Annotated in this window: 20 protein-coding genes; 7 read left to right on the forward strand and 13 right to left on the reverse strand. The window is 58.3% G+C overall.

Going from position 1 to position 21,178, the window contains the following annotated elements; all coding sequences use genetic code 11:
* Nucleotides 1-4 precede the first annotated feature (4 nt).
* The 6 genes from bioD to Q6A51_RS10500 all read left to right on the forward strand — a co-directional run bounded on the left by bioD (nucleotide 5) and on the right by Q6A51_RS10500 (nucleotide 7,297).
* On the forward strand, nucleotides 5-691 hold the full coding sequence (bioD, locus tag Q6A51_RS10475) for a dethiobiotin synthase (RefSeq protein WP_201018829.1): 687 nt from the start codon (nucleotides 5-7) through the stop codon (nucleotides 689-691).
* A 156-nt stretch (nucleotides 692-847) separates the two neighbouring features.
* The gene (locus Q6A51_RS10480) at nucleotides 848-1,144 is read left to right on the forward strand and encodes a pyrroloquinoline quinone biosynthesis protein PqqE (protein ID WP_201018828.1); all 297 of its coding nucleotides are present in this window, start codon (nucleotides 848-850) and stop codon (nucleotides 1,142-1,144) included.
* A 324-nt stretch (nucleotides 1,145-1,468) separates the two neighbouring features.
* Nucleotides 1,469-3,274: a phenylacyl-CoA dehydrogenase gene (locus tag Q6A51_RS10485; protein ID WP_201005109.1), complete on the forward strand. Its 1,806-nt coding sequence runs from the start codon at nucleotides 1,469-1,471 to the stop codon at nucleotides 3,272-3,274.
* Nucleotides 3,275-3,512: 238 nt separating this feature from the next.
* Nucleotides 3,513-4,811 carry a GGDEF domain-containing protein gene (locus tag Q6A51_RS10490; RefSeq protein WP_201018827.1) on the forward strand — a complete coding sequence of 433 codons (1,299 nt, stop codon included), beginning with the start codon at nucleotides 3,513-3,515 and terminating at the stop codon, nucleotides 4,809-4,811.
* Nucleotides 4,812-5,033: 222 nt separating this feature from the next.
* A complete protein-coding gene (locus Q6A51_RS10495) occupies nucleotides 5,034-6,812 on the forward strand; it encodes an acyl-CoA dehydrogenase C-terminal domain-containing protein (RefSeq protein ID WP_304574753.1) in 1,779 nt (592 codons plus the stop codon).
* A 323-nt stretch (nucleotides 6,813-7,135) separates the two neighbouring features.
* A complete protein-coding gene (locus tag Q6A51_RS10500; RefSeq protein WP_201018825.1) occupies nucleotides 7,136-7,297 on the forward strand; it encodes a YqaE/Pmp3 family membrane protein in 162 nt (53 codons plus the stop codon).
* A 122-nt stretch (nucleotides 7,298-7,419) separates the two neighbouring features.
* On the opposite strand, the gene Q6A51_RS10505 is transcribed toward Q6A51_RS10500, so the two are convergent.
* The 12 genes from Q6A51_RS10505 to Q6A51_RS10560 form a co-directional block, all read right to left on the reverse strand.
* Entirely contained in the window at nucleotides 7,420-9,246 is a 1,827-nt protein-coding gene (locus Q6A51_RS10505) for a S9 family peptidase (protein WP_304574754.1), read from the reverse strand.
* Nucleotides 9,212-10,369: a pyrroloquinoline quinone biosynthesis protein PqqE gene (gene pqqE / locus Q6A51_RS10510; protein WP_374063421.1), complete on the reverse strand. Its 1,158-nt coding sequence runs from the start codon at nucleotides 10,367-10,369 to the stop codon at nucleotides 9,212-9,214. The genes Q6A51_RS10505 and pqqE overlap by 35 nt, the downstream gene beginning before the upstream one ends.
* Nucleotides 10,362-10,637 (reverse strand): pyrroloquinoline quinone biosynthesis peptide chaperone PqqD, encoded by a 276-nt coding sequence (pqqD, locus tag Q6A51_RS10515; RefSeq protein ID WP_201018823.1) that lies wholly within the window; start codon nucleotides 10,635-10,637, stop codon nucleotides 10,362-10,364. The genes pqqE and pqqD overlap by 8 nt, the downstream gene beginning before the upstream one ends.
* Entirely contained in the window at nucleotides 10,634-11,386 is a 753-nt protein-coding gene (gene pqqC / locus Q6A51_RS10520; protein ID WP_201018822.1) for a pyrroloquinoline-quinone synthase PqqC, read from the reverse strand. The genes pqqD and pqqC overlap by 4 nt, the downstream gene beginning before the upstream one ends.
* Nucleotides 11,387-11,394: 8 nt before the next feature.
* Nucleotides 11,395-12,306 carry a pyrroloquinoline quinone biosynthesis protein PqqB gene (pqqB, locus tag Q6A51_RS10525; RefSeq protein ID WP_304574755.1) on the reverse strand — a complete coding sequence of 304 codons (912 nt, stop codon included), beginning with the start codon at nucleotides 12,304-12,306 and terminating at the stop codon, nucleotides 11,395-11,397.
* A gap of 96 nt (nucleotides 12,307-12,402) precedes the next feature.
* Nucleotides 12,403-12,474, reverse strand: coding sequence for a pyrroloquinoline quinone precursor peptide PqqA (gene pqqA, locus Q6A51_RS10530; protein WP_008365141.1), 72 nt, complete (start codon nucleotides 12,472-12,474; stop codon nucleotides 12,403-12,405).
* Between the two features lie 140 nt (nucleotides 12,475-12,614).
* Entirely contained in the window at nucleotides 12,615-14,903 is a 2,289-nt protein-coding gene (gene pqqF, locus Q6A51_RS10535; protein WP_304574756.1) for a pyrroloquinoline quinone biosynthesis protein PqqF, read from the reverse strand.
* Between the two features lie 109 nt (nucleotides 14,904-15,012).
* The gene (locus Q6A51_RS10540; RefSeq protein WP_201018819.1) at nucleotides 15,013-15,585 is read right to left on the reverse strand and encodes a HupE/UreJ family protein; all 573 of its coding nucleotides are present in this window, start codon (nucleotides 15,583-15,585) and stop codon (nucleotides 15,013-15,015) included.
* A 26-nt stretch (nucleotides 15,586-15,611) separates the two neighbouring features.
* Entirely contained in the window at nucleotides 15,612-16,229 is a 618-nt protein-coding gene (ureG, locus tag Q6A51_RS10545) for an urease accessory protein UreG (protein WP_201018818.1), read from the reverse strand.
* A 17-nt stretch (nucleotides 16,230-16,246) separates the two neighbouring features.
* Nucleotides 16,247-16,921 carry an urease accessory protein UreF gene (locus Q6A51_RS10550; RefSeq protein ID WP_201018817.1) on the reverse strand — a complete coding sequence of 225 codons (675 nt, stop codon included), beginning with the start codon at nucleotides 16,919-16,921 and terminating at the stop codon, nucleotides 16,247-16,249.
* Nucleotides 16,918-17,418, reverse strand: coding sequence for an urease accessory protein UreE (ureE, locus tag Q6A51_RS10555; RefSeq protein WP_201005086.1), 501 nt, complete (start codon nucleotides 17,416-17,418; stop codon nucleotides 16,918-16,920). The genes Q6A51_RS10550 and ureE overlap by 4 nt, the downstream gene beginning before the upstream one ends.
* A gap of 181 nt (nucleotides 17,419-17,599) precedes the next feature.
* Entirely contained in the window at nucleotides 17,600-18,232 is a 633-nt protein-coding gene (locus tag Q6A51_RS10560) for a TetR family transcriptional regulator (protein WP_201018816.1), read from the reverse strand.
* 225 nt (nucleotides 18,233-18,457) lie between these two features.
* Here Q6A51_RS10560 and Q6A51_RS10565 point away from each other — a divergent pair, with 225 nt between their 5' ends.
* On the forward strand, nucleotides 18,458-20,524 hold the full coding sequence (locus Q6A51_RS10565; RefSeq protein WP_304574757.1) for an AsmA family protein: 2,067 nt from the start codon (nucleotides 18,458-18,460) through the stop codon (nucleotides 20,522-20,524).
* A gap of 86 nt (nucleotides 20,525-20,610) precedes the next feature.
* Here Q6A51_RS10565 and Q6A51_RS10570 read toward each other — a convergent pair whose 3' ends face one another.
* Nucleotides 20,611-21,144, reverse strand: coding sequence for a ferritin-like domain-containing protein (locus tag Q6A51_RS10570; RefSeq protein ID WP_374005033.1), 534 nt, complete (start codon nucleotides 21,142-21,144; stop codon nucleotides 20,611-20,613).
* Nucleotides 21,145-21,178: the final 34 nt, after the last annotated feature.

The raw sequence follows: 21,178 nt of genomic DNA on the forward strand, positions 1-21,178 counted from the left end.
CAAGATGAGTGTTGCGTATTTCATCACGGGAACCGATACGGACGCAGGCAAGACCACTGTCGCAGCGGGCCTGCTGCATGCGGCTCGACTGGCCGGGCTGAGCACGGCAGCGGGCAAGCCTGTCGCCTCCGGCAGTGTCATCACATCGCAAGGGCTGCGTAATTCCGATGCCCTGGCCTTGCTGGCCGAGTGCTCGCTGGATGTTGGCTATGACGACGTCAACCCCTTTGCCTTCGAGCCGGCCATCGCGCCGCACCTGGCCGCCCGCGAAGCCGGTGTGTCACTGACGGTCAATTCGTTGCTGCAACCCATGCGCCGCCTGCTGGACAGAAACGCCGATTTCACTCTGATCGAGGGGGCGGGCGGCTGGCGTGTTCCTCTGGCGGATCAGAGCAATCTGTCCGATCTGGCCATGGGTTTGGGATTGCCGGTCATTCTGGTGGTGGGCGTGCGTCTGGGCTGTATCAATCATGCATTGCTGACGGCTGAAGCCATCGCTCGGGACGGGCTGCAACTGGCTGGCTGGGTCGCCAACATCATCGAACCCAAGACCTCTCGGCTGGAAGAAAACCTTGCGACCCTCTCCGAGCGTCTGCCTGCGCCTTGTATCGGGCGTTTGCCGCGTCTGAAGAAAGCGAGTGCCGATGCTGTGGCGGAACACCTGCATCTGGAACTGCTCGACGGATTTTGAAACACATTCACTATGTTGCTGATACACAAGGCGCTTTTGTCCGGTTCAAGGCAGAACCTATTGTCCGGCCATGTGCCATTAGTCTTTTTGTCGAGTATTCCGCTGCATTTACTGGTTCAATAGCACCTGTTCGCTATTTGAACTGAGGACCGGCTTATGCAAATCACCATGAACAATACACTCTATCCAGGCCTGAGCGCGATTCAGGTTGGGCAGGAGCGTGTCGATCAGGCAGCCACCCAGATCGCCAGCACCGGCATCGAAGTCTCCGGAAGAAGCCAGTCTTCGGATTTCCAGCTAGAGAACCTGCGCTCGGTCGACCGTAGCCAGCGTTCCGATCTGCCTGCCAACATCGTTGAACTGGCTGCCGGAAAAGAGCAGATCCAGGCGGGTCTGGCTGCGCAGAAAGCCAGCGACGAAGCGCTGGGTACGCTGATCGATACTTACGCTTGATCCCCGTCTACGCCGTGCCTTCTGCGCACGGCGTCATTCTCTGAATTTCACGCTATCACTTGCCTGTATCACCCCCGCAACCTTCCTTCCCTCAACTAGACTCACGGCATCGTTTCATCAACGCTGCATGCCTTCGCGTGCGCGGTCTGTAGCGCATCGATGATAAACGGTGTGTGAAGTGCTATTGACAAGGTTTAGGCGTAAACGTATGTTTCAAACACCTGTTTGACCGTAAGGCATACGAGATTGTCTGGTGCCTGGGAGTATGCTCCCGGCGACCGCCCGGTCATTCGTTCCAGGATTCATCAGCAGAGGTTTATCGCTATGCCTGAATACAAGGCCCCCTTGCGTGATATTCGTTTCGTTCGTGATGAGCTGCTCGGTTATGAAGCGCACTACCAAAGTCTGCCGGCATGCCAGGACGCAACGCCAGACATGGTCGATGCCATTCTTGAGGAAGGTGCCAAGTTCTGCGAGCAGGTACTGGCTCCCCTGAATCGGGTCGGCGATACCGAAGGCTGCACCTGGAGTGAATCGGGCGTGAAAACCCCGACCGGCTTCAAACAGGCATACAAGCAATTCGTCGAAGGTGGCTGGCCAAGCCTGGCCCATGACGTCGAGCACGGCGGTCAGGGTCTGCCCGAGTCGCTTGGTCTGGCCGTCAGCGAAATGGTTGGCGAGGCCAACTGGTCATGGGGCATGTACCCAGGCTTGTCTCATGGCGCGATGAACACCATTTCCGAACACGGTACGCCTGAGCAGCAAGAGGCCTACATGACCAAGCTGGTGTCCGGCGAATGGACCGGAACCATGTGTCTGACCGAACCTCATTGTGGTACTGACCTTGGCATGCTGCGCACCAAGGCCGAGCCTCAGGCCGATGGTTCCTATAACGTCACCGGCACCAAGATTTTCATTTCCGCTGGCGAACACGACATGGCCGATAACATCGTTCATATCGTGCTGGCGCGTCTGCCGGATGCTCCGGCAGGCACCAAAGGTATTTCGCTGTTCATCGTGCCCAAGTTCCTGCCTGCCGCCGACGGCAGCATCGGTGAGCGCAACGCGGTGACCTGTGGTTCGATCGAACACAAGATGGGTATCCACGGCAACGCTACCTGCGTGATGAACTTCGATTCTGCCAAGGGTTTCCTGATCGGGCCGCCGAACAAAGGCCTGAACTGCATGTTCACCTTCATGAACACCGCTCGCCTGGGGACTGCACTGCAAGGTCTGGCCCACGCCGAAGTCGCGTTCCAGGGTGGCTTGAAATACGCTCGCGATCGTCTGCAGATGCGCTCGCTGACCGGCCCGAAAGCACCGGACAAGGCCGCTGACCCGATCATCGTTCACCCTGACGTACGCCGCATGCTGCTGACCATGAAGGCTTTCGCCGAAGGCACGCGGGCCATGGTGTACTTCACGGCCAAGCAGGTCGATATCGTCAAATACAGCGAAGACGAAGACCAGAAGAAAGCCGCCGACGCACTGCTGGCGTTCATGACGCCGATTGCCAAGGCTTTCATGACAGAAGTGGGCTTCGAGGCCGCTAACCATGGCGTGCAGATCTATGGCGGTCACGGTTTCATCGCCGAGTGGGGCATGGAGCAGAACGTTCGCGACAGCCGTATCTCGATGCTGTACGAAGGCACCACCGGTATCCAGGCGCTGGACCTGCTGGGCCGCAAGGTCTTGATGACACAGGGCGAAGCGCTCAAGGGCTTCACCAAGATCGTCCACAAGTTCTGCCAGGCCAACGAAGGCAGCGAAAGTGTTCAGGAGTTCGTGACGCCATTGGCTGCGCTGAACAAGGAATGGGGCGAGCTGACCATGAAAGTGGGTATGGCGGCCATGAAGGACCGTGAAGAAGTCGGTGCTGCTTCGGTGGATTACCTGATGTATTCCGGCTATGCCTGCCTGGCTTACTTCTGGGCGGACATGGCGCGTCTGGCGGCCGAGAAGCTGGCAGCCGGTACATCCGAGCAAGCGTTCTACACCGCCAAATTGCAGACTGCGCGTTTCTACTTCCAGCGCATCCTGCCGCGTACCCGTACTCATGTCGCCGCTATCCTTTCCGGTGCTGGCAACCTGATGGATATGAAGGAAGAGGATTTCGGTCTGGCTTACTGATAAGCCTGCTCGTTTCTCAAAGCCGTCTGGCCCTGCGGGTCAGGCGGCTTTTTCTTGGATAAATGAAAAGATCGAGAAACCGCTTTCTTTGCCCAGGCAATCAATAAACCTTTTCGATCTCCTGCCGTTACAGAAAAGTAGCCAGCTATCAATCCTGCTGTATGCATTGCTCACTGGATAAAGGCACAATGCCATTACTCCAGATATTCACTCCGATGCCGAGTAGGAGACATTTCCCTTGTTGCGTCCATCTGCTGCACGATTGAGTCATTTTCTTCCTTCTGCAGCGTTGTTGTTTGCAGGACTTGCGGCTGCTTACGTCAAGGACCTGAACGTATTCTTCACCTCCCTGTTCAACGTGCTGCCGACGTTGGTCCTGTTGCTGGGCGGTGCCTATTGCGGTGTTTATCGACGTCAGCGTGAGCTGTTTCTGATGATCACCGTCTATATCGCCTACTTCCTGCTCGATACTCAGACCGATTACTACCGCGATCATGGCAAGGTCCGCGAGGATGCTGCCGTGGTTTTCCATCTTGTGTGCCTGCTACTGCCGGTATTGTTCGGGCTGTATGCGGCATGGGAAGAGCGTACCCATCTGTTCCAGGACCTGGTGGCACGTATTGCGGTACTGGTCGCCGTGGGCAGCGTTGCGTTCGGGCTTGAGCAAAGCTATCCCGCCGAAGTGCAGACCTGGCTGGCGGATATCCGCTGGCCTGCATTGCATGGCTCCTGGATGAGCCTGATACAGCTGTCGTATGCGATGTTTCTGGGCTCGTTCGGCCTGTTGATCTGGCAATACCTGGAAAAGCCACGGCCCTTGCATGCGGCACAGATCGTCGGGTTGCTGGGGCTTTTCTGGGCATTGCCCAAGACCTTCATCCTGCCGTTCACCCTGAATATCATGTGCAGCCAGGTGATGCTGATGATTGCCGCAGCGGTTGCCCATGAAGCCTATCAAATGGCGTTCCGCGACGAGCTCACCGGGTTGCCGGGGCGTCGGGCACTCAATGAGCGCATGCAGCGGCTGGGGCGCAATTACGTGCTGGCGATGAGTGACGTCGATCACTTCAAGAAATTCAACGACACCCATGGCCACGATGTCGGCGACCAGGTGCTGCGTCTGGTGGCCAGCAAGCTGTCGAAAATCACCAACGGCGGTGGCAGGGCCTATCGTTATGGCGGTGAAGAGTTTGCCATCGTCTTTGCTGGCAAGACGCTTGAAGAGTGCCTGCCTCATCTGGAAGCCATCCGCGAGAGCATCGCCAATTACGAAATCCTGTTGCGCAACAAGGACAGTCGCCCGAAGGACGACCAGCAAGGCCGGCAAAAACGGGGTGCTACAGCGTCGAACAGTGTCTCGGTGACGGTGAGTATTGGTGTTGCCGAACGCCAGCCGGAGCATCGGACCCCCGAAGAAGTCCTCAAGGCTGCTGACCAGGCGCTGTATGCCGCCAAAGGGGCAGGGCGCAACTGTGTCATTGCCCATGGTCAGCAGAACAGGCGCGGAGCGGTGCGTACCGCTGAAGCTGTCAGCTAAAGTGGAATTGCTGTCATTGAACGGCGCTGCCTGTCATGCAGCGCCGTGTCGTTTCGTCTGTCGAATATGTTTGTGACTTTAATTTGTATTTTGGTCACACCATGACCCTATGTCTCTGAAACGTTGTTCGGTTAGACTCTTGGACATTGCCACCTGATTCGGGCACGTAGCGTGTCTGGATCTTCTTTCAGGTTTTCTTGCTCCCTGCTTGTGAGGTTTGCCATGGCTGACTACAAAGCGCCGTTGCGCGATATGCGTTTCGTCCTCAATGAAGTGTTCGAGGTTTCCAGACTCTGGGCTCAATTGCCGGCGCTTGCAGAAACTGTCGATGTCGAGACGGTCGATGCGATCCTCGAAGAAGCGAGCAAGGTCTGCAGCAAAACTATCGCCCCGCTCAGCCGTAATGGCGACGAAGAGGGCTGCCACTGGAAGGACACTGTCGTCACCACGCCTGCAGGTTTCCCTGAAGCCTATCGGACCTACGCCGAAGGCGGTTGGGTGGGCGTTGGCGGTAACCCGGATTTTGGCGGCATGGGCATGCCCAAGGTGGTGTCGGCGCAGGTCGAGGAAATGCTCAACTCCGGCAGCCTGGCGTTCGGCCTGTACCCGATGCTGACCACAGGCGCCTGTGTATCGATCAATACCCACGCGACCGAAGAGCTCAAGGCGATTTACCTGCCGAACATGTATGCAGGTATCTGGTGCGGCTCGATGTGCCTGACCGAAGCCCATGCCGGTACCGACCTTGGCATCATCCGCACCAAGGCCGTTCCTCAAGCAGACAATTCCTACAAGATTACCGGCAGCAAAGTGTTCATCACCGGTGGCGAGCACGACCTGACCGAGAACATCATCCATCTGGTCCTCGCCAAGCTGCCCGATGCGCCAGCAGGCCCTAAAGGTATTTCGCTGTTCCTGGTGCCCAAGTTCATGGTCAACGAGGATGGCAGCCTGGGTGAGCGCAATACGGTCAGTTGCGGCTCCATCGAGCACAAGATGGGTATCCAGGCTTCGGCCACCTGCGTGATGAACTTCGATGATGCCGTCGGCTATCTGATCGGCGAGCCCAATAAAGGCCTGGCGGCCATGTTCACCATGATGAACTACGAGCGTCTGGGTGTCGGTATTCAGGGGCTTGCTTCCGGCGTACGTTCTTATCAGAACGCTGTGGAATATGCCCGTGATCGTCTGCAAAGCCGTGCGCCCACCGGTGCGCAGAACAAGGACAAGGTGGCTGACCCGATCATTGTTCACCCGGACGTGCGCCGCATGCTGCTGACGATGAAAGCCTTCAACGAAGGTGGCCGGGCTTTCTCCAGCTATGTCGCCCTGCAACTGGATATCGCCAAGTTCAGCGAAGACGATACCGCTCGTCAGCGCGCCGATGATCTGGTCGCGCTGCTTACTCCGGTCGCCAAGGCCTTCCTGACCGATATCGGCCTGGAAACCACGGTTCACGGCCAGCAAGTATTCGGTGGCCATGGTTACATCCGTGAATGGGGCCAGGAGCAGTTGGTGCGTGATGTGCGCATCACACAGATCTACGAAGGCACCAATGGCATTCAGGCTCTGGATCTGGTGGGCCGCAAGATTGTCGGGTCGAACGGCGCGTTCTATCAGTTGTTCGCCGACGAAGTGCAGGCGTTCATCAACGAAGCCGATAGCTCGCTGGCTGAATTCACCAAGCCTCTGGGTGCTGCGCTGGATATGCTGAATGAACTCACTCGCTGGGTGCTTGACCGCTCGCGAGCCAACCCCAACGAGATCGGCGCAGCTTCGGTGGAGTATCTGCACCTGTTCGGTTACACCGCCTATGCCTACATGTGGGCCAGAATGGCCAAGGCTGCTCTGGGCAAGGAAGGGCAGGAAGACTTCTACGCCAGCAAGCTAGGCACCGCACGTTTCTACTTCGCTCGCTTGCTGCCGCGTATCCACTCCCTCAATGCCAGCGTGCGCGCAGGCAGCGAATCATTGTTCCTGATGGATGCGTCACAATTTTGAAGTCGTAGTCTGTAAGCATTTGCTTACGTGTTGTGTTGGCTTTTTGCCTCTTCCATAAGAATGGATCCAAAGTTACTCTAAATCCATGGACGTAGCGCAGGATGCGCAACAAGACATAACAGGGACACGAAGGGATTCCTGCCAGGATGGCGGGGCGAAAGGGATATCAGGGAAACAGTCTGGAAAGCCCCGCTTAGGCGGGGTTTTCTTTGTTCCTGCGATTTTTATAATGGCTGTGTGCCAGATCCCGTGGAACCCTTGTCGATGCCCAGGGTCGATTAGCTACCAGGCCTGTAAAAGGTCATCTAATCAGGAGCTTGCCCATGGACATCATTCGCATCATCTTCGCTATTCTGCTGCCACCACTGGGCGTGTTCCTGCAAGTCGGTTTCGGTGGTGCCTTCTGGCTGAACATCCTGTTGACGCTGCTGGGTTATATTCCGGGCATCGTGCATGCGGTGTACATCATCGCCACTCGTAAGTGATTTCCATTCGTTAAATGGAGTTTTCGTAGGAGCGAATTCATTCGCGAGGCGTCATCCAAGGCGATAGATTTTCTTCAGGTGTACGAGCCTTCGCGAATGAATTCGCTCCCATAGCAGTGGATTCATTCGCGGAGTACATCCCGATAGAACAGCCATTCAGCCTCCAGCGCATCAGCCAGGTTCTCGGCTTTGCGAAAGCCATGGCGTTCGTCGGGGTAGAAATGCGCCTTGGCCGGGATGCCATTGTCCAGCAAGGCCTTGAGCATGGAGCGGGTCTGTTCAGGCACCACGACCGCATCCAGTTCTCCCTGAAAGAAAATGACCGGCACACTGATGCGCTGGGCATGTAGAACAGGGGTTCTGGCCTGATAGCGTTCGATATCCTCGACCGGGTCGCCAATCAGCCAGTCCAGATAATCACCCTCGAACTTGTGAGTCGCCTTGCCCAGGGCGATAGGGTCGCTTACGCCATAAAGGCTTGCCCCGGCACGGAAGACCTTGTGGAAGGCCAGCGCGCAGAGCGTCGTATAGCCGCCCGAACTTCCTCCACGAATGAATGCCCGATCCTTGTCGATCAAGCCTCGCTGCGCCAGATGCGCAACGACTGCGCAGGCGTCCTCCACATCCGCGACACCCCAGTTCAAATGCAGGCTTTGTCGATAGTCGCGGCCATAGCCCGTGCTGCCTCGATAGTTGAGGTCGGCGACGGCGAAACCGCGTTGGGTCCAGTACTGTATGCGCGGGTCCAGCACCGGATAGCAGGCCGAGGTGGGGCCGCCATGGATAAATACCACCAGTGGCGGCTTTTCGGTGTCGTCCATGGCCGGATAGAAGTAGCCATACGCTTCGGCCCCGCCACTGGCGTAGCACAAGGATTGCGGCAAGCTGATGTGTTCGGGCGGCAATGGCGATACACCGCCTGCCAGCACCTTCATGCTGCGGTCCTGGCGCGAAATGGCCAGTATCGCTGAGGGGCTGATTGCCGATGCCGCGATGCAATAGATGAATTGCTCATCAATGGCCAGGCTGCGAAACCGGGTGTAATTACCGCTGAAGTCTTCGACCGAACCGTTCGGGTGACGCAGGCCCAGTACGCCAAAGCCGTCTTGGGACCAACTGGCAAGGTAGCCGCTGTCTACTGGCAGCCAGGTACAACCGCCCAGTTGCCAGGGGGCTGGTGAGTGGTCGGCAGCAGCGGCCGGAAAAGGCGCAAAGCCTGAAGGCGTTTCGCCCCATGGTTGCCAGAAACCATCACGATCCGTCAGACAGCACAAACGCCCCAGGGCATCGAACTGAGGTTGTTGCAGCGATTCCTGCTCAGGACTATCGCCTGCCACGCAGCGCGCCGCCGACCAGGAGCCATCGCTCAACCGTTCGGCACACATCAACATCGTACTGGTCCAGGGCTGATGTGGGCGTTGCCATTCAATCCAGGCCAGTCGCTGCCCGTCCGGGCCGAGAGTGGGTGATGAGTAGAAGTCCGCACCTTCGGCCAGCAGATGGCGCTTTCCGTCAGCCAGATCAATCGCCACCAGACGATGGATCGCATGATCTTCCTCGACCGCAAGAATCTGTCCGGCAGCGAAACGCACCGCTCCATAGCGTTTGTCGCCATGGGTCAACTGCAAGGGCGCGCTGGCGTCCAGTGCTTGCCGGTAGAGCTGTTGGTCGCGTTCATTGACGAATACGACGGCATCGTCGGCAATACAGAATGCCCCTCCACCGTATTCGTACACCCGACTGCGGACGCTGAAACCGTCGGGCGTCAGGCAGCGGGCATGGCCTTCGGACCAGTGCCAGATACGACTGGCCGCATCCTGTGGGCGAAATTCGCTCCAGAACAGGCCGGCCGCGCTTGCGGCCAGTTCGGCGAAGTCGACACCTGCAGCAACGGCCTGGGAGGCGCTGAACAGATCAGGATTTTGCGATGAGGCGTGAGTTTCGTTCATTGCGAAAGGCCAACTGCTCGATGGTTTTTGTCGCTGTTTCAGCTTCGTCGCGAGCCTGGGTAATCAGCTTGTGATGCGGGGATTTACTGCATACCGGATCGGCATTGGCTGCATCGCCCGTCAGCATGAAAGCCTGGCAACGGCAGCCGCCGAAGTCCTTTTCCTTCTCGTCGCAGGACCGGCAAGGCTCGGGCATCCACTCGTAACCGCGAAAGCGATTGAAGCCGAACGAGTCGTACCAGATGTGTTGCATGCTGTGGTCGCGCACGTTGGGAAACTGGACCGGCAATTGACGCGCGCCATGGCAGGGCAGTGCGGTGCCGTCCGGGGTCACGGTCAGGAACAGCTTGCCCCAACCGTTCATGCAGGCCTTGGGGCGTTCTTCGTAGTAGTCAGGCGTGACGAAGATGAGCTTGCACGGATGTTTTTCGGCTGCCAGCTTTTCCCGGTACTGGTTGGTGATGGCTTCTGCGCGAACCAGTTGATCCTTGGTCGGCAGCAGGCCTACGCGGTTCAGGTGCGCCCAGCCATAGAACTGACAGGTCGCCAGCTCCACGAAGTCGGCTTCCAGCGCCAGGCAAAGCTCGATGATCTTGTCGATCCGGTCGATATTGTGCCGGTGGGTGACGAAGTTCAGCACCATGGGGTAGCCGTGTTTTTTCACCGCACGGGCCATTTCCAGTTTTTGTGCGAAGGCCTTTTTCGAGCCGGCGAGCATGTTGTTCACCTGCTCGTCGCTGGCCTGGAAGCTGATCTGGATATGGTCCAGGCCCGCTTTCTTGAAATCGATGATCTTCTGTTCGGTGAGGCCGATCCCCGAGGTAATCAGGTTGGTGTAATAGCCCAACCGTCGGGCTTCGGCGATAAGCACGGCCAGATCCTGGCGCACCAGCGGCTCTCCGCCGGAAAAGCCGATCTGTGCCGCGCCCATCTGTCGTGCCTGTTGCATCACCGTGAACCACTGCTCGGTGCTCAACTCCTGGCCTTGTTTGGCAAAATCCAGCGGGTTGGAGCAATACGGGCATTGCAACGGGCAGCGATAGGTCAACTCCGCCAGCAGCCACAGCGGTAGCCCGACAGGTGGCGTTGGCGGAATGATCACGCTCTGTTCTGTCTCAGCCAAGGTCGATCCAACTTTCTTTATGAGCGACGCTCATGAAGTCTTCGACATCGGTGCCCAGCTCTGGAATGTTCGGGAAGCGTTCCTGCAGCGATGCGATGATCTGCGCCACATTGCGCTGCCCGTCCACCAAAGCGCCTATCAAGCCCGCACTTTCATTCAACTGGATCATGCCTTCGGGATACAGCAGCACATGGCACTTCTGCGCCTCTTCGTACTGGAAGCGATAACCCTGACGCCAGGTGGGGACTAATTCTCGATCGAATCTCATAGGCTGATTCCCTTATGCCATACGTTCTTGTTGGTGACGCTGTGATAAGGCGGGCGGTGCAACTCGTACGCCATGCTCATGGCGTCCAGCATGCTCCACAAAATGTCGAGTTTGAACTGTAGAATTTCCAGCATGCGTTGCTGGCCTTCATGGGTGGTGTAGTACTCAAGTGTAATCGCCAATCCATGTTCCACATCGCGACGTGCCTGACCGAGGCGAGTGCGAAAGTACTCATAGCCTGCCGGATCGATCCACGGATAATGCTGCGGCCAGGTGTCCAGGCGCGACTGGTGGATCTGCGGCGCGAAAAGTTCGGTCAATGAACTGCTGGCCGCTTCCTGCCAATTGGCGCGGCGGGCGAAGTTCACGTAGGCATCCACCGCGAAGCGAACCCCCGGCAGCACCAGCTCCTGCGAGCGCAACTGGTCCGGGTCCAGCCCCACGGCCTCGCCCAGACGCAGCCAGGCTTCGATACCGCCATCTTCACCGGGCGCGCCGTCGTGGTCGAGCAGGCGCTGAATCCACTCGCGGCGGATCTCGCGGTCCGGGCAGTTGGCCAGAATCGCGGCATCCTTGAGCGGGATATTCACCTGATAGTAGAAGCGGTTGGCGACCCAGCCCTGAATCTGTTCGCGAGTCGCCCGGCCTTCATACATCGCCACGTGGAACGGGTGATGAATATGGTAGTAGGCGCCTTTGGCGCGCAGGGCTTGTTCAAATTCGGCACGGGACAGCGCAGCTTCGCTCATCTTGGCTCCTAAAGTTCGATACTCATGCCGTCATAGGCTACTTCGACATTGCGGCGAACCAGTTCGGCGCGTTCCGGTGAGTCTTCGTCGAGGATTGGGTTGGTGTTGTTGATGTGGATAAGCACCTTTCGCTGGCCGGGAAAACCTTCAAGTACTTCCAGCATGCCGCCGGGACCGTTCTGGGCCAGATGGCCCATTTCCCGGCCGGTACGGGTGCCGACGCCGCGGCGCTGCATTTCATCGTCGTCCCACAATGTACCGTCTACCAGCAGGCAATCGGCCGCGTGCATCTTTTCCAGCAGCGACTCATCGACCTTGCCCAGACCGGGTGCGTAGAACAGTTTGCCGCTGGTCCTCAGGTCTTCGACGATCAGGCCGATGTTGTCGCCAGGATGCGGGTCGAAGCGGTGCGGCGAGTACGGCGGTGCAGCGCTGCGCAGCGGGAACGGCGTGAAACGCAGGTTCGGGCAGGCCGGAATGACGAAGCTGCCTTGCAACTCGATACGGTTCCAGGTCAGGCCGCCATTCCAGTGCTTGAGCATTTCAAATAGCGGGAAGCCGGTGCTCAGGTCTTCATGGACCATATCGGTACACCAGACCTGATGCGGACAACCTTCGCGCAGGCTGAGCAGGCCGGTCGTGTGATCGATCTGGCTGTCCATCAACACGATGGCGCTGATGCCGGTATCGCGCAGTGCCCGGCCCGGTTGCATCGGCGCGAAACCTTGAAGTTGTGCCCGAATGTCCGGCGATGCGTTGCACAGGACCCAGTTGACGCCATCGTCGGAGACCGCGATGGAAGATTGGGTGCGCGCCTTGGCGTTAAGGCTGCCATCACGAAAACCTGCGCAATTGACGCAATTGCAGTTCCACTGGGGGAAACCACCGCCAGCAGCTGAACCTAGAATCTGGATGTACATATCAGCTCCATACCGCGTGACCTGAAACGCTGAAATAAAAATGGCCCGGCCAATAAAAAAAGCCCCGGCGAACCGAGGCTTTGCACCGCATGACTATCAACGGCTTGCGAAGTACATGGTGACTTCAAAGCCGATACGCAGATCAGTGTAAGCAGGTTTGGTCCACATGGGAGAGCTCCTTCAGAATGATTGCAGCGGTTGGTGACTACATCTTAGTGCGTTCGCATGTGCATACGTTCAGATGCTTAGGAAGCTATCTTACTCAATTTAGCCATTTGGCAGGGCGGGAATTACATGAAAGATGCCTGTCATGAAGTGCTGTTACCCGGCCAGGCCTCAGGAACCGGGCGGTTGGACAGGATGAGCCACCCTGCGCGGGCATCCTTCAACTGATCGGCGGCAGTGAGTAACGAGTGTTTTTCCAGATGTAACAGCGTTTTCCGCAAGGCTTCAAGGCAGTCGCCATCACGTCCGGCAAGGCGGGCCTGCCAGAGCAACTCTGCTGTTTGTTCATGAGGCATTGCCGTCATATCGAACTGCTCGGCCAGAGTCTGACGCAGCGCTGGAATATCGGCGTTCTGGATCAGGCTTGGCAGCGCATTGATGAGTGTCTCGATGTGCTGAACAAGTTGCCCGGCGCTGCATGTCGGTGATTGAACCCCGAACAGCAGTCCGCTGCGCCCCGCAATCTGGCGTAGCCCGCTGAAGACCGCATAACCCAGTTGCAGGTCGACCCGCAGGCGTTGATAGAAAGGTGCCTGTATCAAGTGTGCGAGCATGCGCCACACGGCGTCATCTTCGGTGGATAAGCCGGGTGCGGTGCAGAACACCAGTACCGCGTCTTCCGATGAGCCAGATGATTGCGTTTGCCAGCGCTTGCCGGGTGTGGCCGACGGCGCGTCAGGCAATGGCTCATCCGCGGTGCCGGGCATATTCAGCAAGGCCGCATTTAAAAGCGACTGGCTGTGTGCTGGCAGGCCGCTGGCAAAGCTGATCCAGCGTGAACTGGCCCAGACCGCTTGAATATCATCGCTGATTTGCCCCCGAGCCTTATTCAGGAAATGATCGGGAAGCACTTTGAGTAGCTGACGAATCGGAATCAGCGCGGGCTCACTAGTCGCCTGAACATGGCGTGGGGCCGTGTGCTGCAATAACTGCCGGGCGTGCTCGACGATGGCCGCCATCGGTTCATGAATACCGGTCAGTTTGAGTTCCCAGTAATTGCCGTAAGCGCTGAAAGACAGTGCCACACCGGCTTGCCTGGCTTGTTCGATCAGGTTCTGCAGGCCGCCATTGAGTATTCGCCACAATTGGGGCTGAGCTGTCTGCAATTGCCATCGCAGAAAAAATGCCGCTTCACCGCTGCCAGTGCTTACGGGCAGCAGGAAAGGGTTGCTTGAAGGCAGGCACCACTCGACTTGTCCACAGGGCTGGTTATCCACAGGTCGCGCAGTGAGTAGGGTTTCCGGCGTTAACTGATCGAGCACGGCGTTCAGTGCCAGGAGGTCTTGCCCGGGCGCATTGCGGCAGAAATGATGCGCCAGATCCAGCGCACCACAGGTTTGCAGACGCCGTTGTTGCAGGTTGCGGTATTCATCAGCCAAGGCAGGCCCGTGGACCTTGAAGAAGGCAAGCCAGTCGAAAAACAGCGTGGCTATCGTGCTGGACGAATGAGGATCTGCTCCCGTGCAGTCGATATCGAGCAGCAATTGCCCCGCGAACTGATAAAGAGGCGCAGCCTTGAGCGACTCGATAAGTCCTTGCCCGGCCAGCTCGGCAACCAGCCCGCCAGTTTGTGGCGCCATCAGCCAGTGGCAGAAAAATGCGACAGCCTCTTCTGCATGTTCGGGTAAGCCTTCGCAGGCAAACAGCAGATGCACGCTTGGCGCCTGACAATCAGGTTGTTTGTCGATCAAGGGCGGCGGCTTTTGCTGCATGACTTTGCGACCTGCCCGAAAGCTTGCGCCGTGCTCTGTTGCCAGTGCCGTCAGTTCAGCCAGCGATTGAGGGCCGCTCAGGCATAAGGTCATCTGCCCGGCTTGATAGAAACACTGATAAAACCCCTGAAGCGCCTGCTGAAAGGCCGGGTTGGGCACTGAAAGGCTGTAACGATTGCCTGCATGAAAACCACGCAGCGGGTGCTGCGGGTTGATGGGCTCCAGCAGGTGGATCTGCTGACGGGCCTTGGCATCCTGAACCCAGGCGATGAACTCGGCATGCAGCACCTCACGCTCGCGCAACTGATCGGGCATGGCCATACGCGGGTGAGCGAGCATATCGCAAAGACGTTCCAGACCTTGGGCGAATGCTGTTGGGGGCAGTTCAAAGAAGAAGTCAGTGGTGCGTTCGCGAGTGCTGGCATTGATCTGCCCGCCATGGCGCTGCACGAATGCCATGAGGTTCTGATCGGCAGCGAATCGCTCGGTGCCCAGAAAAAACAGATGCTCCAGAAAGTGCGCCAGCCCAGGCCACGCCTGGGGAACATCATGGCTACCGGCCGCAACCCGAAGCGACGCCGCACAACGCTTGAGCCGTGGCGCATGACACAGCACCACGTTCAAGCCATTGGGCAGCACAAGTCGCTGGATATCAGGCATGACCGTTTCCACAGAAAACAAGTCGTCATGCTAACGGTGCATTGATGTAGGAGCGAATTTATTCGCGAATTGTCCTTTCGCGAATGAATTCGCTCCCACAGAACCCCTGTCAGCCTGCCAGCAACCAGACACCGGTTGCCGCCGAAGCCGCACCTGCAATCCTTACCAGCGGCGCAGCAGCCCGAGGCAGTACGCGCACCACTGCATAGCCAGCCGCATGCAATGCAGCCGTTGCTACCACGAAACCGGCCGCATAAGCCCATGGGCTAGACATGTCCGGCAGCTCAAGACCATGGGCCACGCCATGGAACATCGCAAACACTGCCGTGGCCACAACGGCCAGGGCCAGCGGCGGACGTACAGCCAGCGCTACGGCCAGGCCCAGCGCCAGTACTGAAGCCGAGATGCCGCTTTCCAGCGCAGGCAGTTCCAGGCCAGCGAAGCCCAGCAGGCCACCGATCAGCATGGTGCCCACGAAGGTGCAAGGCAGTGCCCAGCGGGCGGCGCCTTGTTGTTGCGCGGCCCACAAACCGACCGCCAGCATGGCCAGCAGGTGATCCAGGCCACCGACCGGATGGCCGAGGCCCGCGATCAGGCCGTTATCGCCATGGCCTGGGTGCGCCAGAGCGAGGGTCGGGGTTAGCAGCAAGGCGAGGGCACCGAGGGCTTTTTTGTAGTTCATGAACAGGTTTCCTTGGAGGTTTGAATTCAGGCGTTGATCGTCAGCAGACCCTGGCGCTCGATAATGGCAATGATCTCTTCCAGACCCTGGCCGGTTTTCTGATTGCTGAACACGAAAGGCTTATCGCCACGCATCTTCCTGGTATCGCGATCCATCATTTCCAGCGAGGCACCCACCAGTGGTGCCAGGTCGATCTTGTTGATCACCAGCAGGTCGGATTTGCAGATGCCGGGGCCACCCTTGCGCGGCAGCTTGTCGCCAGCCGAAACGTCGATCACATAAATCGTCAGGTCCGACAGCTCCGGGCTGAAGGTCGCCGACAGGTTGTCGCCACCGGACTCGACAATGATCAGGTCCAGCCCCTCGAAGCGGCGGTTGAGCTGGTCAACGGCTTCCAGGTTGATGGAGGCGTCTTCGCGAATCGCCGTGTGCGGGCAGCCGCCGGTTTCCACGCCAATGATGCGTTCCGGGGCCAGAGCTTCGTTACGCACCAGAAAGTCGGCATCTTCACGGGTATAGATGTCGTTGGTCACGACTGCCAGGTTGTAGCGCTCACGCAAGGCAAGGCACAGAGCCAGAGTCAGTGCGGTCTTGCCGGAACCGACCGGGCCACCGATACCGACACGCAGAGGTTGGCTGTTCATTGAGTTCTCCATGGATGCTAGGACCGGAACAACCGGCTGTATTGACGTTCATGGGCCATGCTCGCCAGTGACAGGCCGAAGGCGGCGCTGCCGATGTGCTGGATGTCTTGAGCCGTGGCGTTTTGTTGGGCCTGCTGCAACAAGGGCAGCAGTTCACTGGTCAGGCGTTGTGCGGCTTGCTGGCCCAGTGGCAAGGTTTTCATCAGTACCGCCAGCTGGTTTTCCAGCCAGCTCCACAGCCAGGCTGCCAGCGCGTCCTGTGGGTTGATCTGCCAGGCCCGTGCCGCGAGCGCCCAGCCGAGGGCCAGATGCGGTTCGCCGGTCTGTTCCAGAAAACGGCGGGCAGGGCGATCCAGCTCCGGCAGCCCGTTGAGCAACTGTTGCAGGGAGTAGCCCATCTGACGGCTTTCCAGATGCAGCTCACGGGTTTCCCGGCTGGCGCGATGCTGTTCGCTCAGTTGCAGCAACTGGCCCCAATCTTCCTCGGCGGCCGCCGTACAGTGGGCGAGCATCAAGGGAGCCTCGAAGCGGGCGAGGTTGAACAGCAACTGATCGCCGATCCAGCGGGCAGCGGTTTGCGGATCGACCACGATGGATTGCTCCACGGCCATTTCCAGCCCTTGCGAATAGCTGTAGCCGCCAATCGGAAGCTGAGGGCTGGCCAGACGCAAAAGCGCCCAGGCGCGGTTCACTTGCGCACGCCGAACTGGTGCAGGCGCGGCGCGTAATTGAAGTCTTCTTCACCGGCGCGTGAATGGTGATGACCGCCTCCATAAGCTCCGTGCTCCGGCTGGAAGGGCGCCTCGATGGTTTCTGTCGTTGCTCCGAGCTGGTCGAGCATGGCCTTGAGCACGTAGTCGTCGAGCAGGCGCAGCCAGCCGTCGCCCACTTGCAGAGCAACGTGGCGGTTGCCCAGGTGATAGGCCGCGCGGGTCAGTTCAAAGGTGCTGTTGCAGGTGACGTGCAACAACTGCTCCGGGCGTGCGCAGACACGCACGATGCGACCATCTTCGGCTTGCAGGAATTCGCCGTCATGAAGAGGCGGCTGTCCGCGTTGCAAGAATAATCCTACGTCTTCGTTCTCGGCACTGAAGCAGCGCAGGCGACTTTTGCTACGTGCCTCGAAATTCAAATGCAGTTCTGCGGCCCATTCGGGTTGGGGCTCGATTCGTTTATGAATCACCAGCATCAGAAAGCTTCCAGCTAATTGCGATGCTTCAAATCAGAGCAAGGGGCTTGCCAACAGTGCAGAAATCGAAAAAAGACGGGAGCTATTGGAGGGCTGACCAGAAAAGCGTCAATTAAGTGCGCAATTATGGTGCGGCGGTTTGTTTGTGTATCACGCTGGTGCGATTTTTCTGACGGAAACATCAGTCATGGCTGCCAAGGCCTTTCCAGTGCTTGGCGCCCATGAAGATGAATCGCAGTTGCTGGGTAATCTTGGCCTGGGGCGTGAGGTGGGCCGCGAGCGTGGCCGAAGGCGGGTCGATCAGCTCTGGCAGCATGGCGAATACGCTTTTGACAACCAGGTCGGCGATCACCGATAGAGCTTTGACATCGAGGTGCTTCCACTTGGGCATTTTTGCCAGATCGGTCGTCAGGTCGGCGCTGATGCCTTCGCGCAAGGCACCCAGAGCCTGACGCACCTTGAGGGAGCCGCCATATTGCTCGCGGGCCAGAAACAGGAACTGTGAACGGTTGGCCGCCACCTGATCGAGAAAGATCTGCACCGACGCATGAATCAGACCGCCCATGACCAGTTCGTTATGGCGCACCAAGCGAATGGTTTCACGAAAGGTCTGGCCCACTTCACTGACCAGCGCCAACCCCAACTGGTCCATGTCTTCGAAATGACGATAGAAACCGGTCGGCACGATGCCTGCCGTGCGCGCGACTTCCCGCAGGCTCAGACTGGCGAAACCGCGCCCGCTTTCCATCAACTGGTGTGCGGCGTCCAGCAAGGCTCTTCGGGTCAGTTGTTTCTGTTCGGCGCGGGGCAGCATGAGGTAAACATTTCTGCGGTTAGACTGTGCTGCACTCTAGCAAATGAGCTTTGCATGCGTCGAAAGGCTTTTGATGGGATGGTACGAGGCAGCTACCTTTTTCTTTAATGGAACCTGTTGGGCCATTTACCTATCAGAGCAAACCCTCGGCGCTTTTGTCAGTCGAAGGAACATGTCGTATTCAGCGCACCATGGCCGGGGCGCTGGTTTTTGGAGTGTCGTGCAATGACGCGCAGCCGCAAGATTTTCGCCTGGACAGGTGCCACGTTGTTATTGGTGCTTGCCGTACTGGTCATTGTGATCGCCACCTTCGATTGGAACCGCATCAAGCCAACACTCAACGAAAAAGTCAGCGAAGCGCTGCATCGACCGTTCGCCATCAACGGGGATCTTGCTGTCCTCTGGCAGCGAGAGCCGGAGTCCGGTGGCTGGCGCGCCTGGATTCCATGGCCGCATTTCGTGGCTCAGGACTTGAGCCTGGGCAACCCCGAGTGGTCGAAAACCCCGCACATGGTCACGCTCAAGCAAGTCGAGTTTCGTCTTGCCCTGCTGCCTTTGCTGGTGCAGGAGGTTGTGATTCCGCGTATCGACCTGACCGGTCCCGAAGCGAAGCTTGAGCGTCTGGCCGATGGTCGCGCCAACTGGGTATTCGATCTGCCCAAGTCCGACCCCGATGCTGAGCCCTCCAGCTGGGTACTGGATATCGGCGCGATCAAGTTCGACAAAGGGCTGGTCAGCTTCAATGACCAGACCTTGAAGACCCAGCTGGATCTGGTGATCGACATGCTGGGCAAGCCGATCCCTTTCGGTGACATCGTCGGCAGCAAAGAGGTGAAGAAGGCTCAGGAGAAGGGTGCTGTCCCGCAGGATTATGCCTTTGGTCTGTCGGTCAAGGGGCAGTATCACGAGCAGAAGTTGAGCGGTACGGGCAAGGTCGGCGGTTTGCTGGCCTTGAAGGACGCCACGCAACCTTTCCCGGTGCAGGCTGACTTGAAGATCGGCGATACGCAGATTGCAATTGCCGGCACCCTGACCGATCCACAGAATCTTGGCGCGCTTGACCTGCGTCTGAAACTGTCCGGCACAAGCCTGAGCCACCTCTATCCATTGACCGGTGTTGCCTTGCCGGACTCTCCACCCTATTCCACGGATGGCCGTTTGATCGCCAAACTGCACGACGCTGCCGGAGCGAATTTCCGCTACGAAGGCTTCAACGGCAAGATCGGCAGCAGCGATATTCATGGCGACCTGAGTTTTGTGGCCAGTCAGCCACGGCCCAGGCTCAGTGGGGTATTGGTTTCCAACCAGTTGCTGTTCAGCGACCTTGCGCCTCTGATTGGCGCTGACTCCAATGCCGCGCAGAAAAAACGCGGTGGCGAGAGCAAACAGCCCAAGGGCAAGGTCCTGCCCGTGGAAGAGTTTCAGACCGACCGCTGGCGGGCGATGGATGCCGATGTGGAGTTCACCGGCAAGCGCATCGTACAGAGCCCGGACTTGCCCTTTACAGACCTGTATACGCATCTGTTACTCAATGACGGCCAGTTGAGCCTTCAGCCGCTGCGCTTTGGTGTGGCGGGTGGCAAGCTGGATGCCGAAATCCGTCTTGATGGCCGCACCCAGCCGTTGCAGGGCCGGGCCAGGCTGTCGGCGCGTAACTTCAAGCTCAAGCAGTTGTTTCCGACTTTCGAGCCCATGAAAACCAGCTTCGGCGAGCTCAATGGTGATGCCGATATCAGCGGCCGTGGCAACTCGGTTGCGGCTCTGTTGGGCACGGCCAATGGCGACTTGAAGATGTTGGTCAACGACGGAGCCATCAGCCAGGGCCTGATGGAAATCGCGGGGCTCAATGTAGGTAACTACGTGGTCGGCAAACTGTTCGGCGACAAGGACGTGAAGATCAACTGCGCCGCGTCAGACTTCGGCATCAAGGACGGTCTGGCCACCAGCCGCCTGTTCGTGTTCGATACCGAGAACGCAATCATCTACATCGACGGCACCGCAAACTTCAAGACCGAACAACTGGACCTGAAGATCAACCCCGAGTCCAAGGGCTTCAGGGTGTTCTCGCTGCGTTCGCCACTCTATGTGAATGGCCCGTTCGCCAGCCCCAATGCCGGCGTGCAATCAGGCCCATTGCTGTTGCGCGGAGCGGGCATGGTGTTGCTGGGCGCTACGGTCGGTCCTGCGGCGGGGCTGCTGGCACTGGTCGCCACTGGCGACAGCACACCGAATCAGTGCGGGCCATTGCTGGAGCAGATGAGGGCGGGCAAGGCACCCAAGACCGTGAAGTGAAACTGATACTTCACCTGACCTGTCGCGAGCAAGCTCCCTCCCACAGATCGTGGGAGGGAACTTGCTCGCGACGGTGTTTTGAAGATTTACAGGTCGTTCAGGATATCGGCCATGTCATCCGCATGCTCTTCTTCCTGGGCCAGGATGTCTTCGAAGATGCGACGGGTAGTCGGGTCCGATTCGCCGATGTATTGAATGATTTCACGGTAGCTGTCGATGGCAATGCGCTCGGCAACCAGATCCTCATAGACCATTTCCTTGAGGGTCTTGCCTGCAACGTATTGGGCATGAGAGTTCTTCGACAGGGTGTCCGGGTTGAACTCCGGCTCGCCGCCCAGCTGCACAATACGCTCAGCCAGTTTGTCGGCGTGCTCGGCTTCCTGCTGCGCATGCTCCAGAAACTCGTCTGCCGCCAGGCTCGCCTTCAGCCCGTTCGCCATGAAGTAGTGACGTTTGTAGCGCAGTACGCAGACCAGCTCGGTCGCTAGCGACTCATTGAGCAAACGCAGGATGGTTTCCCGGTCCGCGCTATACCCTTCGGTGACGGCACCGTTCTCAACGTTGTGGCGGGCACGTTCACGCAGGCTGCTGACATCGGATAGCTGGGGTGCAGAAATCATGATTTATCTCCATGGTTCATCAGGTATGCGTCCC

The organism is Pseudomonas serbiensis (assembly GCF_030580745.1).
Taxonomy (GTDB): domain Bacteria; phylum Pseudomonadota; class Gammaproteobacteria; order Pseudomonadales; family Pseudomonadaceae; genus Aquipseudomonas; species Aquipseudomonas serbiensis.